13 protein-coding genes, 1 tRNA gene and 1 pseudogene are annotated in these 13,608 nt (G+C 35.2%); 3 read left to right on the top strand and 12 right to left on the bottom strand.

Annotated features, from left to right (window positions below; all coding sequences use genetic code 11):
• From hisB to ACJ5H0_RS02020, 10 genes and pseudogenes are all read right to left on the bottom strand, one after another.
• Complete coding sequence (gene hisB, locus ACJ5H0_RS02065) at nucleotides 1–1,095, bottom strand: bifunctional histidinol-phosphatase/imidazoleglycerol-phosphate dehydratase HisB (protein WP_411246936.1); 1,095 nt, start codon at nucleotides 1,093–1,095, stop codon at nucleotides 1–3.
• A 2-nt stretch (nucleotides 1,096–1,097) separates the two neighbouring features.
• On the bottom strand, nucleotides 1,098–2,123 hold the full coding sequence (gene hisC, locus ACJ5H0_RS02060) for a histidinol-phosphate transaminase (protein ID WP_411246935.1): 1,026 nt from the start codon (nucleotides 2,121–2,123) through the stop codon (nucleotides 1,098–1,100).
• Entirely contained in the window at nucleotides 2,124–3,407 is a 1,284-nt protein-coding gene (gene hisD, locus ACJ5H0_RS02055; RefSeq protein ID WP_411246934.1) for a histidinol dehydrogenase, read from the bottom strand.
• Between the two features lie 2 nt (nucleotides 3,408–3,409).
• Nucleotides 3,410–4,267 (bottom strand): ATP phosphoribosyltransferase, encoded by an 858-nt coding sequence (gene hisG / locus ACJ5H0_RS02050; RefSeq protein ID WP_172283016.1) that lies wholly within the window; start codon nucleotides 4,265–4,267, stop codon nucleotides 3,410–3,412.
• A gap of 248 nt (nucleotides 4,268–4,515) precedes the next feature.
• The gene (locus ACJ5H0_RS02045; RefSeq protein ID WP_411246933.1) at nucleotides 4,516–5,613 is read right to left on the bottom strand and encodes a glycosyltransferase family 4 protein; all 1,098 of its coding nucleotides are present in this window, start codon (nucleotides 5,611–5,613) and stop codon (nucleotides 4,516–4,518) included.
• Nucleotides 5,610–6,386, bottom strand: coding sequence for a polysaccharide deacetylase family protein (locus ACJ5H0_RS02040; RefSeq protein WP_411246932.1), 777 nt, complete (start codon nucleotides 6,384–6,386; stop codon nucleotides 5,610–5,612). Before ACJ5H0_RS02040 ends, ACJ5H0_RS02045 begins: the two co-directional genes overlap by 4 nt.
• A complete protein-coding gene (locus ACJ5H0_RS02035) occupies nucleotides 6,387–7,316 on the bottom strand; it encodes a glycosyltransferase family 2 protein (RefSeq protein WP_172283022.1) in 930 nt (309 codons plus the stop codon).
• Nucleotides 7,317–7,320: 4 nt separating this feature from the next.
• Nucleotides 7,321–8,491 (bottom strand): annotated as a pseudogene (locus ACJ5H0_RS02030) (glycosyltransferase family 87 protein).
• A gap of 28 nt (nucleotides 8,492–8,519) precedes the next feature.
• The gene (locus ACJ5H0_RS02025; RefSeq protein ID WP_172283025.1) at nucleotides 8,520–9,332 is read right to left on the bottom strand and encodes a 2,3,4,5-tetrahydropyridine-2,6-dicarboxylate N-succinyltransferase; all 813 of its coding nucleotides are present in this window, start codon (nucleotides 9,330–9,332) and stop codon (nucleotides 8,520–8,522) included.
• Between the two features lie 160 nt (nucleotides 9,333–9,492).
• Entirely contained in the window at nucleotides 9,493–10,062 is a 570-nt protein-coding gene (locus ACJ5H0_RS02020) for a C40 family peptidase (protein WP_228457032.1), read from the bottom strand.
• 153 nt (nucleotides 10,063–10,215) lie between these two features.
• On the opposite strand from ACJ5H0_RS02020, the gene ACJ5H0_RS02015 reads away from it, so the two are divergent.
• Nucleotides 10,216–10,632: a hypothetical protein gene (locus tag ACJ5H0_RS02015; RefSeq protein WP_411246931.1), complete on the top strand. Its 417-nt coding sequence runs from the start codon at nucleotides 10,216–10,218 to the stop codon at nucleotides 10,630–10,632.
• Nucleotides 10,538–10,867 (top strand): hypothetical protein, encoded by a 330-nt coding sequence (locus ACJ5H0_RS02010; protein WP_411246930.1) that lies wholly within the window; start codon nucleotides 10,538–10,540, stop codon nucleotides 10,865–10,867. The genes ACJ5H0_RS02015 and ACJ5H0_RS02010 overlap by 95 nt, the downstream gene beginning before the upstream one ends.
• Before the next feature lie 708 nt (nucleotides 10,868–11,575).
• Here the strand turns inward: ACJ5H0_RS02010 and ACJ5H0_RS02005 are convergent.
• A tRNA-Ala gene (locus tag ACJ5H0_RS02005) sits at nucleotides 11,576–11,649 on the bottom strand.
• Nucleotides 11,650–12,090: 441 nt separating this feature from the next.
• On the opposite strand from ACJ5H0_RS02005, the gene ACJ5H0_RS02000 reads away from it, so the two are divergent.
• A complete protein-coding gene (locus ACJ5H0_RS02000; RefSeq protein ID WP_411246929.1) occupies nucleotides 12,091–12,687 on the top strand; it encodes a Crp/Fnr family transcriptional regulator in 597 nt (198 codons plus the stop codon).
• An 85-nt stretch (nucleotides 12,688–12,772) separates the two neighbouring features.
• Here the strand turns inward: ACJ5H0_RS02000 and ACJ5H0_RS01995 are convergent, their stop codons facing one another.
• The gene (locus ACJ5H0_RS01995; protein ID WP_273647901.1) at nucleotides 12,773–13,369 is read right to left on the bottom strand and encodes a Crp/Fnr family transcriptional regulator; all 597 of its coding nucleotides are present in this window, start codon (nucleotides 13,367–13,369) and stop codon (nucleotides 12,773–12,775) included.
• Nucleotides 13,370–13,608 lie beyond the last annotated feature (239 nt).

The following is a 13,608-nucleotide window of genomic DNA, read 5'->3' as shown; positions in this document are numbered from 1 at the left end:
TTATAAGCTTCCTTTAGTTGAAGGTAAATTAAAATTCTGATCGGTCTGATTTACAGCCATCTTTAAAGCTTTGGCAAAAGCCTTAAAAACAGACTCGATCTTGTGGTGTTCATTGCTTCCTTCCGCTTTAATATTCAGGTTGGATTGAGATGCATCGGAAAATGATTTAAAAAAGTGGAAAAACAATTCAGTAGGAACATCTCCTATTTTTTCTCTTCTAAAATCAGCATCCCAAACCAGCCATGGTCTCCCTCCAAAATCCAGAGCCACCTGGGCCAGACAGTCGTCCATCGGAAGTAGAAAGCCATATCTTTCAATCCCTTTCTTAGTCCCTAATGCTTTGAGAACAGCCTGCCCCAGAACGATGGCCGTATCTTCTATCGTATGGTGTTCATCTACCTGCAGATCTCCCTTCACCTGAATACTTAGATCTAAATTTCCATGCTTTGAAATTTGCTCAAGCATATGATCAAAAAAGTGCAGTCCTGTTGAAATACTGGAATTGCCTTTCCCATCGAGGTTAACTTCAATTTCTATTTCTGTTTCATTAGTCTTCCTTGCAACTTTTGCTTTTCTTGGCATATCTTTTAAAAACTGATAAATTTCCGACCAGTCTTTGGTTGTCAAAGCAGCATTATCATCAGCCGTTTCACTGATAAAAATTGCTTTTGATCCTAAATTTTTGGCCAACTGAATATCTGTCAATCGATCTCCGATAACGTATGAGTTTTCAAGATCATAATTTCCATAGATGTATTGACCAAGCATCCCGATTCCTGGCTTTCGGGTAGGAAGATTTTCACGTTCAAAACTTTTATCAATTAATATATCATTGAAAATTATTCCTTCATTTTTAAAAGCATTCAACATTTTTTCCTGAGGCTTAATAAAGTTTTCGTAAGGGAAGCTTTCAGTTCCCAATCCATCCTGATTGGTTACTATTACCAATTCATAATCCAGTTCCCTGGCTATTTTGGAAAGGTTTTGAAAAACACCCGGATAAAACTCCAGTTTCTCCAAAGAATCAACCTGAAAATCTGTAGGTGGCTCAATAATGAGTGTCCCGTCACGGTCTATAAACAGTACTTTTTTCATAATTACACTCTATTTAAAACAGCAATTAATTTCATATTTTCTTCTCTTGTTCCGATATTGATGCGTACGCAATCGGGAATGGCCGGAGCCCTTTTATTGGTAAGTATTTCATTGGCCAGTAACTTTTGATGAACCTGGTCTGCATTGGTAAATTCAACCAGGAAAAAATTGGCATCAGTAGGGAAAATTTTGGTCACGCATTGAAGCTTTTTGAGCTCATTGTCTAACCAGGCTCTTTCAATTAATATATTTTCAACATTCTGCTGAAACAAATCTATCTGATCGATGCTTTTTAAAATCAAATCCTGGCTTAAAGAATTAACGTTATAAGGAGCCTTAACTGTGTTGATGAGATTAATGATTTCTTTAGAAGCATAGCCGATCCCAACTCTTGCTCCCGCTTTTCCCCAGGCCTTTGAAAAAGTCTGAAGAACGATAAGGTTTGGATATTTCATCAGCAATTCCAGGCTGGATTTTTTATCTGAAAATTCAATGTAGGCTTCATCGACTACTACAATTCCATCAAAATTCTGTAAGTAGAATTCAATATCATCGACACTGTTCCCCGTAGGATTATTAGGCGAACAAAGGAAAAATATCTTAGGCCGGTTTTCCATGGATATCTTGAGAAAGTTTTCCTTGATAATCTCGAAGTTTTCGTCAAGATCCATTTTGATCACCTTGTTTTCGTTGATCGTAGCATAAAATGCATACATCGCAAAAGATGGATTCATCATCATGATAGCGTCTTTTTTGGGCTCACAGAAAATCCTTATGATCAGGTCTATAAGCTCATCACTTCCGTTTCCGATTGCGATCTGCTCTGGAGATAGTTCCTTGAGATCTGCAATTTTATTTTTAAGCTTCTTCTGGGTAGAATCCGGATACCGGTTAAACTCTCCAAAAGGACTTTCATTGGCATCCATTAGAACCGGTGATTCAAATTCATTATGATCCCTGAAACTGATATAAGGTTGTAGCTCTAAAATATTCTTCCGTACAAACTGACTGACCGTTAATTGTTTCATCTATTTTTTATTTTTTAATCGTATTGAAACGGCATTCTTGTGGGCAAATAATCCTTCTGCCTCTGCCATTATTTCTATTGTTTTTCCCAAATTCTGCAAGCCTTTTGCTGAAAGCTCCTGAAAAGTGATTTTCTTCACAAAACTGTCCAATGAAACACCGCTGTAATTGCGTGCAAATCCGTTGGTAGGAAGTGTGTGATTGGTTCCACTGGCATAATCTCCGGCGCTTTCACAGGAATAGTTTCCTAAAAACACGGACCCGGCATTTTGAATTGAAGAAATAGATCCCTCAAAATTTTCTATTGCCAGAATAAGGTGTTCCGGACCATATAAATTGCTGAATTCTATTGCTTCTTCTACCGTATTCAGTAAAATAAAATAACTGTTGTTTAAAGACTCTTCTGCAAATTGATTCCTGGGAAGTTTTTTGATCTGGTTATCTATTTCTTTGATCGTTTCAGTAAATATTCCAAAATCTGTAGAAATAAAAACAACCTGACTGTCACTTCCGTGTTCTGCCTGGGAAAGAAGATCAGCCGCACAGAAAGCAGGCACTGCCTGCTGATCTGCAATAACCAGAACTTCACTTGGCCCTGCAGGCATATCAATGGCTACCCCATAGTTTTGTGCATATTCTTTTGCTGCCACCACAAACTGATTTCCGGGCCCGAATATTTTATATACGTTAGGTATGCTTTCCGTTCCGATAGCCATTGCCGCAATAGCCTGTGCTCCTCCTGCTTTAAATATTCTGGTCACACCACAAATCATTGCGCTATAAAGAATGGCAGGATTAATATTTCCATTTTTATCCGGAGGCGTGCACAGAATAATTTCTTTACATCCTGCTAAACGGGCAGGAATAGCCAGCATCAGAACTGTTGAAAATAAAGGTGCAGTTCCTCCGGGAATATAGATCCCTACTTTATCAACCGCACGATTTTCCCGCCAGCAAATCACTCCTTTTGTAGTCTCTATTTTTTTCGTTTCCGGTTGTTGCAGAGCATGAAATTTTGTAATGTTTTCGCTCGCCTCCTGAATTGCCTTTTTTAACGCTGGGCTGACCAAAGATTCCGCCTGTTCAATCTCGACTTGGGAAACTTCTATTTCTTCAATATCAGCAGAATCATATTTCTTCGTAAATTCAAGCAATGCTTTATCACCTTCCTCTTCTATCTTCGTGAATACTTCTGAAATAATTTCTGAGATTTCTTCTTTTTTCCGGGCCGGACGCTTAACCAGCTCCTTCCATGTTTCTTTTTTAGGATATCTGTGTATAAACATAATTAAATTACCATTTTATCGATTGGGATTATAAGAATATCTTGTGCTCCGTTGTCCTTGAGTTCATCAATGACGTCCCAGAACCTTTCTTCGTCAATAACGGAGTGAATACTGCTCCACCCTTTTTCAGCCAGGGGAAGTACGGTAGGACTTTTAAGAACCGGAAGTACTCTGGAAATATCTTTGATCTTATCATCAGGTACATTCATAAGAATATATTTGGAATTTTTTGCTTTGAGCACAGCCTTGACCCTGAATAAAAACCGATTCAGAATGTTTTCTTTTTCCTCATTCAACTGAAGGTTTTTAGCAAGTACTGCTTCAGATTTCAATAAGGTGATGGTCTCCCTTAATCCGTTTTTAAATAAAGTGCTTCCCGAACTTACAATATCACAGATCCCGTCTGCCAATCCTATATTGGGAGCAATTTCAACAGAGCCTGAAATAACGTGAATATCTGCTGATACAGCATTTTCTGCCAGAAATTTTTTAAGGGTGTTAGGATATGATGTAGCAATTTTCTTTCCCTGAAAATAATTCAGTTCATCGGTTTCTACATCTTTGGGAACTGCTAGAGAAACCCTGCATTTTGAAAATCCGAGCTTCTGAACAATTTCAATTTGCTTTTCTTTTTCTACCAGCAGGTTTTCGCCTACAATAGCGATATCCACCACACCATCTTCAAGGTATTGAGGGATATCAGAGTTTCTGAGATACATGATTTCAAATGGAAAATTGTCTACAGAAACCTTTAGCTGGTCTTTTCCGTTGTTAACGAAAATTCCACAATCTTTTAAAAGCTGTAAAGAATCTTCATAAAGTCTGCCGCTCTTCTGGATGGCAATTTTTAATTTACTCATTGTTGCACATATTGGGTCTGAGTAAATGAAAAGTATTTTTGAAAAGTTTCCGGGAAGAATTTAAAACAAAAAAACCGTCTGTTACTCAGACGGTTTTTAATTATTTTTTGATTTTAATACAGGCTACTATCAATCAATTCCGTCTTAGCAGAGATGATGATGATAATGATGTAGTGTTAAAAAATTCGGTTTCATGTTTGAAAATTGTGGTACAAATGTAGGACTTATTTTTAAATAACAAAATTTTTTTACAAAATTTCATGATATAAATTCATCAGTTCCTGTGCAATAGGTTCGTCATTAAACTTCTGAACAAACTCAAAACCCAGATCAGCACGACGTTTTCTTTCCGCCTGATTATCCCATAAAAATTGTATTTTGGATTGAATATCCAAATGATTTTCCGGATTAATATAAACGGAGTTCTTTCCTCCCGCTTCCGGCAGACTGCTTATATTACTTGTTATGGCAACGGTTTTTGAAAAAAGCGCTTCGATAACAGGGATTCCAAATCCTTCAAATAAACTGGGATAAATAAAAATATCAGCAAACTTATAGATAACGGCCAGTTCATCCATAGAAACTCCTTCTAAAAAGTGAACCTGATTTTCTAATTTATTCTTCCTGATGAAGGTTTCCAGTTTCTTATAATATCCGGTTTTCCGTCCTATAACAACCAAAGGAATTCCGGTTCCATTGATAGCCTTTAAAACATTTAAAAGATTTTTACGCTCCTCAATAGTCCCTACATTTAAAATAAATCTTTCCGGAAGTTTAAATTTTTCTTTTGTAGCTTTAATCAAATCTTCGGGCTGCTGTTCTTTAAAAGCCTTGTGACAACCCTGATAAATAACTTTAATTTTATTTTCAGGTACCTTCAGATATTGGATAATATCGTTTTTGGTCTGTTCTGAAATAGCAATAATTTTGTCTGCACTTTGCGCCGCCTTTTTAAATTTCCATAAATGAATCTTGCGGTCAAAAAATGAGTAATACTGAGGATATCTTACGAAAATAAGATCATGAATCGTTACAACCTTCTTTATTGGTTTTTTGTCCCATTTTAAAGGCAATTCCCCGGATAGACCATGAAAAATATCGGCTCCGCTTTTCTGGGTATCCTTTCCCATTTTGAACTGACGGGACATACTTCCTTTGGAGGTTTCAACAAACTGAACATTAGGGTTTTGAAGTATATCTGCCCCCCTGTCTGATTTATTTTTATTGAGTAACAGGTACTGATTATCAGGAAAATATTCTGAAAGAATTCTTACAAGATCCCTGGAATAATTACCCAGCCCGGAAGTATTATGGAAAAAACGTTTAGCGTCAAAAGCAATCTTCATGATTCTATCTTTTTTTGAAATTCCTGAAATGTTCCAAAGCTATACTTCTTATTTTTCAGCCATCCTATGAATTCATCAAACCTTTCGACCATATCAATTCCGGAATTTTTCACCGTAAAGCCGGGAAGTTTAAAGGCTACATCCTTAATTTCAGCAAACTCCCATGGGTGAAAGTATATATTAAGGTACTTATCTTTCTTCAGGCTATCTGAAGCTATTTTTTTATAGATGGAAAGGGGGAAATTATGGAAACTCAGCCAGAATAAAGGAATTCTGAAATTTGGAGAAACAGAAGCCGGAATCTGGGTAACATTTCCCTCTTTGAAGTAAGTCCTGGATACTTTCAGGTTATTATATCTTCCCGGTAAAAAGGTTGGATTAATCGAAGAATTATAAGAATAACCCGCTTTTTCCACTGCCATTTCATTAACAGGCATCATCCTTGGCATCCGCAGGCCGGTAACTTTTGCTGAAAATAACTCTTCAAGTTTCTCCCGGGATTCTTTTAAATGCTTTTCCTCAAATTCAGAATGAAACCATGTATGGGAAGCCAGTTCATGTCCTTCGCTTAACAATCTTTCGATTAAATGTTTACTGTTTTCTGCAAAGACAACAGTTGAAAAAAAAGTCGCTTTTACCTGATGTTTTTTCAAAAGGTCAAGTATTCTTTCCAATCCTTTCTGAGAAATAGAGATCTGCCTATCAAAAGGAATTTCTCCTTTATACTCTAATGGCATATCAAATTCCTCGATGTCAAAACTTAATAAAACCATTTATAATTTTTTATTTTTAATAATGTAATTAGGCCTTTCTTTAACCTGTTTAAAAATTTTGCCCAGATACATCCCGATAATTCCAAGGATGATAAGCTGTAAGCCACCAAAAAATACGATCGTCATAATCAAAGATGCCCAACCTGAAATTTCTGTATGAGACACAAAAGAATGAATCACATAGATTCCATAGCCGATCACTGATATTGCAGAAAACAGGAATCCCAAATAAGCCGCAATATAAAGAGGTTTTACGCTGAAAGCCGTTATTCCCGTGAAAGCAAAAGTTATCATCTTCTTGAGATTATAACTACTTTTACCAGCCAACCTCTCATTAGCCGTGAAATTAAGGGCTGTTTGTTTAAAGCCCATCCAGCTTGTCAGTCCTCTTAAAAATAAATCATCTTCATTGAATTGCCTCATTACTTCCACAGCACTGGCATCCAAAAGTCTGAAATCAGATCCTCCCCCTTTAGTAAGGTTTACATCAGAAAGATTAGATAACAGCTTATAGAAAAAATCGGAGGTTTTCCTTTTAAAGAAAGAAATTTCTTTCGGATAGGTCCTTACCGTTAATACAACATCATAGCCTTCTTCCCATTTTCTGATCATATCAGGAATCAGCTCCGGAGGGTGTTGAAGATCTCCGTCCATAGAAATCACAGCATTTCCGTAAGCCTGATCCATCCCTGCTTTTACTGCCGGCTGATGCCCGAAATTCCTTGAGAATTCAATAAATTTCACTTCATCATACAGCTCGGACAGTTCCTCAAGTTTTTGCTGTGTATTATCCCTGCTTCCGTCATTTACAAATATAATTTCGAAATCATAAGCCTTTAACCCGGAAAAAACCTCTTTGATCTTCTGATGGATCATAGCTACGTTTCCTTCTTCGTTATAGGCAGGTATTACAATAGAAATTTTTTTCATCGGATCAGTTCAGGCTATAATTTTTTTCAAAATCTTTGGTTAAAAGTTCATATACAACTCTTAGCCAAACAACAATGCAAGGTACCGCTTTTAATGAATATTTGATGATATAATCATTTTTGACTGATTTAGGAAAAAGATCTGAAGTTGAAAAACAAGTAAAAATGATCACAAAAATCAACAATCCAATGATAAATGGTGTTCTTTCTTTCTGAAGAAAAAACCAGATCATCACTCCTACAACAGCAATGATATACGTAGGTGATTCTGAACTTGAGCTGAATAGCACCAAAAACAATAATGTAGAAGCCAGAATCATTAGCTGAAAAGCATAATTTTTATATTGTTTTATTCGCACATATGGCAAAGCAAATAATGGTAAGCCAAAAGCTAAAAATATAAGATTGGAAATGGAGGCATCCCCAAGAACTCTTCTTACAAAACCCATTAATGAAATATCCTGCATATTTCCCAATACCTGGTTTTCATTATTCTTCTCTATAATAGAATGAAACCAATCTGCATAGCTCTGTATGACAAACTGAGGAGTAGAATAGATCATAGGAATGACAAAAAACAATGCGGCAATTACAATCCCCGAAATAATAAACTTCATCTTATTTTTGATGAAGAAAAACTGGCTCAATCCTACAATACCATATATTTTCACAAAAACACCAATGAGAATCGCTGTAGCCGAACGTACTTCTTTTCTTTCATAGATGTATACTGCAGATAATATCAAAAGCCCTGTAAGAGCTACATTAAACTGCAGACTTAATGCAGCGGTAATATACTCCTGGAGGCACAGCAATCCGAATATCGCCTTTTTGGAATCCGAAAACGGAAGCTTATAAATGGCAAATACAAATACAAAAGTATTAATCAGATTCCAGAGTGAAATTCCCAGCCAATCCGGCATAACGGCAAACGGAGCAATCAGTAAGCTAAAAAAAAACTCCATAATGATTCAAATCAAAATAGAGGTCAGGATAATGGATAAATAAATTTTTCTGATGAATGGTATTAAAAAATACATTTTTAAAAATCAGATAGTTGTTGATAGCATAATCTCCTCTCAGATATTTGGAAATTGCAGTAACTACCGATATAATAAGATAAACCCCAAATATATATTTAGGGTTTAGTATAAATTTTAAAACTTTATCTTTCAAAATTGTGCAGTATTAGATGGATAAGCGCTTATACAGCTACATTATTTTCCCTTAATGCATCATTAAGAGAAGTCTTCTTGTCTGTAGATTCTTTTCTTGTACCAATAATCAAAGCACAAGGAACCTGATATTCCCCTGCCGGATATTGTTTGGTGTAGCTTCCAGGAATTACCACTGAACGGGCAGGTACTCTTCCTTTGATCTCAATCGGTTGATCTCCTGTAACGTCGATGATCTTTGTTGAAGCAGTTAATACTACATTCGCTCCCAATACCGCTTCTTTTTCCACATGTACTCCTTCCACCACGATACATCTTGAACCAATGAAACAATCGTCTTCAATAATTACAGGTGCAGCCTGTAATGGCTCTAAAACACCACCGATGCCAACACCACCGCTAAGGTGAACATTTTTACCGATCTGTGCACAGCTTCCAACAGTTGCCCAGGTATCCACCATCGTTCCTGAATCTACATAAGCCCCGATATTTACATAAGAAGGCATCATAATTACTCCTGAAGCAACAAAAGCTCCTTCTCTTGCAATAGCATGAGGTACAACACGTACTCCTTTTTCAGCATAATTTCTCTTCAAAGGAATTTTGTCATGGAATTCAAATGGTCCCACTTCAATGGTTTCCATTTTCTGAATCGGGAAATACATTACTACAGCTTTCTTCACCCATTCATTTACCTGCCACCCGTTTTCCGTAGGTTCAGCAACACGAAGTTCCCCGGAATCCAATAAAGAAATAACTTCTCTTATCGCCTTCTGGCTATCTTCATTTTGTAATAAGTCCCTATTATCCCAGATGTTCTCAATAGTTTGTTGTAACGACATGTTTCTAATTTAAATTAATTTGAATAATTATACCGGCCAAAGATACAAAAAAGTTCAGCAAAACCTTTTGAAACTTAGTGAATGCAAAATGATTTAAATCAATCTGCCATCGTATAAAAACTGAAATGATAACAGAAAGATAATACAGAATATCTACTCATTACAAAACCCTTCGGGCATGCAGATACGCTTTATTCCAATACTTTTCATTTAAAGAAGAAATCATCACCCCTTTTGAGGTTGAAGCATGGATAAATCGGATTTCGCCATCGTTTCCGATATCATGAACAATGCCAACATGCGATACTCTGCTTCCACCTGCAGTTGCAAAAAACAGCAAATCCCCGGGTTTCACTTCACTGATGTCAATTTTCTTTCCCGTATCTGCCTGATCAGAAGATCTTCGAGGTAATTTCTGGTCGTTTTCTTCAAATACTTTTACCGTAAAACCGGAACAATCGAATCCTGAAGAAGTACTGCCTCCAAATTTATACGGAGTTCCAATGTACTTTTCAGCATCTTTCAGAATACTATTGATTGAGCCAGACACTTTCCCATTGAAATTTGAATCCAGACGTCTGAGGTTTTCAGATCTTGCCACTGTTTTTGTGTTACTCTTTTTTGAAGAAACACTTTTACTGCTTCCGCATGAAATCACAGTAGAGGTTACAATCAGCAAAGCAGCAATCTGCTTTATTCTCATTTTTCCAATAAATAATCCTGTTGTCATATCTGCTTGATTTTTACCGAGGTACGTAATTATCTACAAATATACATTTTATATTTTAATTATATAAAATCTATACTACAACTATATTATAAATATATGTTAAAATTTTGTATTTATTTAATTATCATTATATTTGGGTTTAATTTTGAGAAAATGGCCACATATGAAAGCATAATTAAAATAACAGGATCAGTTGGTGACCTTGTTTTTTACACTTTGAACGGAAAAAATGTCGTCCGGAAGAAAAGTGGGTTTAATAAAAGTGCTTTCAAAAAAAGCGCTTCCTACGAAAAAGTAAGACAAAACAGTTCCGAATTCGGACATTGCTCCAAAGTGGGGAAAATAATACGCCAGGCCCTGGACCATTACGTTAAAGCTGCTGGAGACCCGCTACTCTATCAAAGTTTCGCGAAAACAATGACGAGAATTAAGGATCTTGATCAGATTTCAGTAAGAGGAAACCGTAATGTGAAACATGGATTGCCTTTGGAAGAGGGAAAAAAAACTGCTCAAGGATTTTCAGTTTGGACAGATCCCGGTTATTTCAGACCATATTTCTGTCTCATTTGACCTTTGGGAGAACAATCTTCACATTCATAAAAAAAGTGAAGCTGATGAAGTTACCATTGTTACTTTAAAGGTAGATACTGACTCGTATTCGATTGAAAAGTTTGAACAAACCGAGGCTTTGAAACCTGACATGGAAATGATCAGGTTTGAAAAGCATTTTTCTGACGATGATCTTCTCCTCTATTTTATGGTTTTGAAAAGAAAAGGTGAGATTTTAAATATGGGGTTTGTGTAATGTAAACCATTCCTTTATTTATTTTTTCTAGCTCCCCTTTACGTAAAGGGGTTTATTTATATATTAAGTATACATCACGTCAGGATGTGACAAAAGCAGCAACCTAAAAAGCTATTGAAATATATTCAGCAACAGTAAAAAAGGAAACAAAAAATCCCTCATTTGAGGGAAGTATTTCTTAATCGTCACAGTGGGTAGTAACACAATAATTACCAGTTGGGTGATAACAACATTGATATTCTGCAGTTGGACAATGTGATCCTCCGCATGCTGGACCTGTTGGATCTGTTCCGATTCCGGTATCTGGTTTATCAGGGCCCCCTCCGTTAACTTGCTTTAGTTTCGCTCTTGAAACTTTTTTTTAGATTTTTCATAGTAGTTTTATTTTATGAATTGTGAATATAATAAAAATAAAGAAATATACAACACAAATAAATAAAATAAAGCTAATTTTAAATATAAAATAACAATTGTAAAACTTTATCCGTGCTTTTAACAATTTCTTTATGATGACTTTATTATCAGTTACAATAAATAATCTATTTGCTAAAACGGTAAAATAATTTAATGGAAAACATACTCAATGTATACGTAAAAACTTAAGCAATGAGCTATTTATGAGTTTATAAAAAATAATTTTGCTTTTGTGTATCAGGCTTATTATTGAAATAAAAAATCCCTTTATATAAAAGGATTGCTCATTGTTTGTGGAGAATACGGGGATCGAACCCGTCACCTTTAGACTGCCAGTCTAACGCTCTAGCCAGATGAGCTAATTCCCCATTTTTGTGAACTTCATTTTCTGAAGCGGTACAAAAGTAAGTATTTATAGCGCATATACAAATATTTTCTAAAATTTTATTTATAAACTTCTGTAATGAACTGAATAATAAATACAAAATTTAATAAGATCGGGAATAAATAGCTGTACCAGGATTACAATTCATTTTTTCCAAGGTCTATTTTTAACTTTTTTCTATCATCCGCAGTCTTTATGACTGCAATCATAAATGTATTATAAGAGTACACTTAAATTTATACTTATAATTTTTCATCGTTTTTACAGTCGTTGAGCTTCCCGATATGGGAAGCTTTTTTTTATTGAAAAAACATAGAAAATGACGTCTACATACCACACGGAGGTAAAAACTGGTTTGGAATTTGCTGAGAATTTTTCATCAATCTTTATAAAAATTATTCTTATAACCTAAAAGCTTACAATTATGATAATACGTGAAGATTTATTGCTGGCACATGGTGCGGTTTACAAGGAATTTCAACCAGATGAAATAATATTTGAAGAAGGCAGTCAACCTAAATATTATTATCAGATATGTACTGGTACAGTGGAGTTATTTAATTACCACTCAAACGGAAAAGAATTTATTCAGAACATTTTAAATGACGGACAAAGTATTGGTGAATCCCTGTTATTTACAGACAGACCTTATCCAATGAACGCAATTACAAAGACAAATTGCATTCTGTTATGTCTTGGCAAAAATGATTTTAATAATCTTGTAAGCCAGGATGCTAACGTAATGCAGAATTTATTACAATGTTTGTCTGAAAGGTTGTATTACAAATATTTAATGCTTTTTAATTTATCAGGCATTGAGCCTGCTACAAAGATTAAAACAGTTCTGGATTATATTAAAGATTATAATTTAAGAGAGGTATCTGATACTGTCCAGGTTCCGTTTACCCGTCAACAGATTGCAAACCTTACCGGTCTGACGGTAGAAACGGTGATAAGAACCATAAAAAAAATGGAAACGGAAAATATCCTGAAAATAGAAAGAGGAAAAATCCATTATTAACGGGTAAAATACCTAATGATAGAAAAAAATAATCTGTGGAGTCTTTCAAAAAAGAAAGACTCTTTTTTTATGGCTTGAAAAAGATTTAATAGAAAATCTTCCCATTTACGATTGAAAGCAGATTACGGCTCTCCATCCTTTTAACTGTCCTTATGACCGATTCAATAGTTAACCCCGTCAACGATGCCAATTGCTGTCTGGTATAAGGTATAATAAAGGGGCGGGTATCATTTAATGTATAAAACTCTTTAATATAATCTAATAAAATAGTTAATCGCTCCTGAGAAGTGACACATCCCAGTGTTGAGAGCATAAGATTTTTATAGTGGATCCTTTCTGCTGTATAGGCATATAAATTAACTAAAAGAGAAGGAATATTTTCTATAAGTTGTATAAACTGATTCTTTTCTACGCGAATGATCTTACAATCTGAAATTGCTATTGCACTAAAAGGATATTTTTTATCAGTAAATAAATAAGATTCTGCAATACAATGCCCATTGAAAGGCAGGCCATAAAAATATTCTTTACCGTCAAAATGAACTGAATTCATCTTTGCTGTACCTTTTATAATCTGTAAATAATATTTTGCGCAAGTAGCCTCTTCTACTATACATTCATTAGCCCGATATTCTATTACTTCTCCCCCATTTTGAAGTAACAGATTTTCGCATATTATCATTTCTTAATGTTTGGTCATTCAAAATTATAGGTATATTATCAATAATTAGTGAAATGTGGTATCAAAAAGTACAACTGAAGGCATTCCGGATAGTTTATATTCTTTAAAAATAAGGCATTACGAATAGCAGTTACCATCCGATTATCAACAAGAAGAAATTCTCCTGATAAAAAGTAAAAAAATACATACCACATTCCTCATTTTCTCTTTACTGTGGCACATTGCTTGATAATGGATAA

The sequence above is a fragment of the Chryseobacterium proteolyticum genome (assembly GCF_046591535.1).
In the GTDB taxonomy this organism is placed as follows: Bacteria; Bacteroidota; Bacteroidia; order Flavobacteriales; family Weeksellaceae; genus Chryseobacterium; species Chryseobacterium proteolyticum.
This window is presented reverse-complemented; position numbering and strand designations above follow the sequence as displayed.

What these genes read in the sequence shown, in the direction of transcription:
- ACJ5H0_RS02015 (WP_411246931.1), top strand. Translation starts at nt 10,216, where the DNA reads ATGGCCACATATGAAAGCATAATTAAAATAACAGGATCAGTTGGTGAC.
- ACJ5H0_RS02040 (WP_411246932.1), bottom strand. Translation starts at nt 6,386, where the DNA reads ATGGTTTTATTAAGTTTTGACATCGAGGAATTTGATATGCCATTAGAG.
- ACJ5H0_RS02020 (WP_228457032.1), bottom strand. Translation starts at nt 10,062, where the DNA reads ATGACAACAGGATTATTTATTGGAAAAATGAGAATAAAGCAGATTGCT.
- ACJ5H0_RS02035 (WP_172283022.1), bottom strand. Translation starts at nt 7,316, where the DNA reads ATGAAAAAAATTTCTATTGTAATACCTGCCTATAACGAAGAAGGAAAC.
- ACJ5H0_RS02045 (WP_411246933.1), bottom strand. Translation starts at nt 5,613, where the DNA reads ATGAAGATTGCTTTTGACGCTAAACGTTTTTTCCATAATACTTCCGGG.
- ACJ5H0_RS02025 (WP_172283025.1), bottom strand. Translation starts at nt 9,332, where the DNA reads ATGTCGTTACAACAAACTATTGAGAACATCTGGGATAATAGGGACTTA.
- hisC (WP_411246935.1), bottom strand. Translation starts at nt 2,123, where the DNA reads ATGAAACAATTAACGGTCAGTCAGTTTGTACGGAAGAATATTTTAGAG.
- hisG (WP_172283016.1), bottom strand. Translation starts at nt 4,267, where the DNA reads ATGAGTAAATTAAAAATTGCCATCCAGAAGAGCGGCAGACTTTATGAA.
- hisD (WP_411246934.1), bottom strand. Translation starts at nt 3,407, where the DNA reads ATGTTTATACACAGATATCCTAAAAAAGAAACATGGAAGGAGCTGGTT.
- ACJ5H0_RS01995 (WP_273647901.1), bottom strand. Translation starts at nt 13,369, where the DNA reads ATGATAATATGCGAAAATCTGTTACTTCAAAATGGGGGAGAAGTAATA.
- ACJ5H0_RS02010 (WP_411246930.1), top strand. Translation starts at nt 10,538, where the DNA reads ATGGATTGCCTTTGGAAGAGGGAAAAAAAACTGCTCAAGGATTTTCAG.
- hisB (WP_411246936.1), bottom strand. Translation starts at nt 1,095, where the DNA reads ATGAAAAAAGTACTGTTTATAGACCGTGACGGGACACTCATTATTGAG.
- ACJ5H0_RS02000 (WP_411246929.1), top strand. Translation starts at nt 12,091, where the DNA reads ATGATAATACGTGAAGATTTATTGCTGGCACATGGTGCGGTTTACAAG.